Genomic DNA, 2,247 nt, shown 5'->3' on the forward strand with positions numbered 1-2,247 from the left:
GAAAACATGACTATCGAAAAAAGCCGATTCAATTCGGAGGCCGCCCCACAATCCAACGCCTGCCAGAAGGATATTCTTGCCGTTACTGAAAGCGATATTTCCGTTATCCGGTTTGAGGGTAAGAAAGTCCGCATTGTGAATTGTGACGGTAATCCGTGGTTTATTGCCAAAGACGTTTGCGAGGCGCTGGAGCTATCTAATCACAGCATGGCAATTGCCGCGCTTGATGACGATGAAAAGGGGGTAAGTTTAACTTATACCCCCGGAGGTAATCAGAACATGCGGACAGTTTCAGAGTCTGGCTTCTACAAACTGATCGCCCGCAGCCGCAAGGCCACCACTGCCGGAACGTTCGCACATCGTTTCACTAACTGGGTATTCCGCGAGGTTATCCCGTCTATTCGTAAAACTGGCTCCTATGGTGTGCCGTTCGCCTTCCTGAACGACCACAGCAAACGCAAAGCAGCTTACGACAAGAAGGCCAGCAAGCGCGGTAAAGACCTGCAAGCCTGTAAAGGTGAGAAGTCCCGCCTGATCGCCGAAGAAGCGGAGCTATGGCGCAAATATCAGCCTCAATTGCCGGAGGTTCACTAATGCCAACCGTCCAGAATAAAGCCTTTCCCCTGGCTGGCCTGATGTGTACCTTGCGCGGGATCGCGCACGCGCATGAGGGTAAAGCTGGCATAACAGCGCCAGCTAATGCCAGCTCCTCATTTTCTCGTCGTGGTGACGAGGAGAGTTTCGAGACCAGTACGCGCACGAAGATTAATTGGGGGTCACTACGCGAGGAAGATTTTTCCATCATCACTACACGAGGCGGGAAGATTTTTCTGACATCACCACTAGATGCAGGGAATTTATGCAACAGTACGCGCACGCGCGAAGGTGAGTTTCTGGAGTCCATAAAAAAGGGCTTGCCGACTATCGCCAACCCGGTTTATGGTTATAGAGCACCAGCAGAATCTGGTGCCGGGATTGGCGTCCCGATAACCTGTATAGTGCCGACACGCACTAAGCGTGTTTTTTTGTCGGCAAAATTCCTGCGCACCCAAATTATGGTGGGCTGGATGAGGCTTCCGAAAGGAAGGCCGGTGTCTATACAGGCCGGTTACGCCAACCTTGTTCAGCTCACCACCAGTCTGAGATTGGCGTCTCTTGGTGGTGAATTCAAAATTCACTGTATAGAGGCTGCCATCATGGCTACTACCCCTACCCAAAATCCGCATTTCATCTGGTTAATCGCTGCCGTTCGCCGCGATATGCCGACAATAACCGCCAAAATCCATCACATTGCTGCTGAAACTGAGCGCGATGCCCGCCGCACGCTGGCGCGGGATCACGTCTGTTTCTTTGCAGGCCGTATCCGTCTGGAGGTGGCAGCATGAACAAAGTATCCCTGGCCGATTCAACCTGTCGTATCCAACAGGCGCAGGAAGTCCTGTCTCTCTGGCTTGAAGCGACGAATAAAAACGATAGCGGCACGGCTAACTTAATTGGCGCAATCATTTCCCTTCTGGATGGTATCCCCGAATTGATGGATTCAGCAGAGGATGAATTGGCTGGCATGGACTTAAAAGCGATGGATAAAGCATGAGCAACGTACTGACCTTTAAATCGGGAAATCCCGGCTTATTCCACGCCGAAGCCACACCACACGGCGTCAATATCATGACCCGCAACGATGCCGGGATGTATGAGCATGTTGCTCTTATCAACTACGAAAAAGCCGTAGTACGTCTGGATGCGGGTCAGTATGACAATAAGCCTGATGAAGGATTTGCCCTGCATTTTGCAGTGGCTGACGGCGGGGCGCGTGGCTGGTTCGACTTCACCGCGCAGCATAACGTCATTATGTGGCGCTGGCTGATTGCGGCCTGTTTCGTTGCCGAAATGAAGCGTGAGAACGGCACAACCTCCGTCACTGAGGCTGACGGCACAGCATCGCAGGTGGCGATTTACTCCAATGGTACAGCGGGCATTGTGGTTTACCCGTTCGCGGAACGTCTGGCGATGGCGAACAACATCGAGGGCGCAATGATTGAGCGCTACGGCACTGAGCAGGGGACGGAGAACGCCATTGTTTTTTATCAGGCCATGATCGACACGGAGCGCGGCGAGCTGACCCCGTTCGGACGTGAAACGCTGGCAGAGCTGCATGATGGATTCATTGCTGATCTGAATGAAAACGGCTTGCCTGAAATGCCAGCGGCGCACTGAGGGAGCGACACAATGCGTAATATCGACCTT

4 protein-coding genes are annotated in these 2,247 nt (G+C 52.7%); all 4 read left to right on the plus strand.

Annotation, left to right across the window (positions count from 1 at the left end; all coding sequences use genetic code 11):
- Positions 1 to 6 precede the first annotated feature (6 nt).
- From HX884_RS26150 to HX884_RS26165, 4 genes are read left to right on the plus strand one after another with little or no spacing between them, the layout of a single operon-like run.
- On the plus strand, positions 7 to 594 hold the full coding sequence (locus tag HX884_RS26150) for a Bro-N domain-containing protein (protein WP_023337621.1): 588 nt from the start codon (positions 7 to 9) through the stop codon (positions 592 to 594).
- Entirely contained in the window at positions 594 to 1,385 is a 792-nt protein-coding gene (locus tag HX884_RS26155; protein ID WP_178329015.1) for a host cell division inhibitor Icd-like protein, read from the plus strand. The genes HX884_RS26150 and HX884_RS26155 overlap by 1 nt, the downstream gene beginning before the upstream one ends.
- Positions 1,382 to 1,594: a hypothetical protein gene (locus tag HX884_RS26160; RefSeq protein WP_047026873.1), complete on the plus strand. Its 213-nt coding sequence runs from the start codon at positions 1,382 to 1,384 to the stop codon at positions 1,592 to 1,594. Before HX884_RS26155 ends, HX884_RS26160 begins: the two co-directional genes overlap by 4 nt.
- Positions 1,591 to 2,217: a hypothetical protein gene (locus HX884_RS26165; RefSeq protein ID WP_178329016.1), complete on the plus strand. Its 627-nt coding sequence runs from the start codon at positions 1,591 to 1,593 to the stop codon at positions 2,215 to 2,217. The genes HX884_RS26160 and HX884_RS26165 overlap by 4 nt, the downstream gene beginning before the upstream one ends.
- The last annotated feature ends 30 nt before the right edge of the window (positions 2,218 to 2,247 follow it).

The organism is Enterobacter sp. SECR19-1250 (assembly GCF_013391025.1).
Classification (GTDB): Bacteria; Pseudomonadota; Gammaproteobacteria; order Enterobacterales; family Enterobacteriaceae; genus Enterobacter; species Enterobacter cloacae.

Bases quoted from the DNA above. Each gene is read 5' to 3' on its own strand.
- HX884_RS26150 (WP_023337621.1), top strand. From the start codon at position 7: ATGACTATCGAAAAAAGCCGATTCAATTCGGAGGCCGCCCCACAATCC.
- HX884_RS26155 (WP_178329015.1), top strand. From the start codon at position 594: ATGCCAACCGTCCAGAATAAAGCCTTTCCCCTGGCTGGCCTGATGTGT.
- HX884_RS26160 (WP_047026873.1), top strand. From the start codon at position 1,382: ATGAACAAAGTATCCCTGGCCGATTCAACCTGTCGTATCCAACAGGCG.
- HX884_RS26165 (WP_178329016.1), top strand. From the start codon at position 1,591: ATGAGCAACGTACTGACCTTTAAATCGGGAAATCCCGGCTTATTCCAC.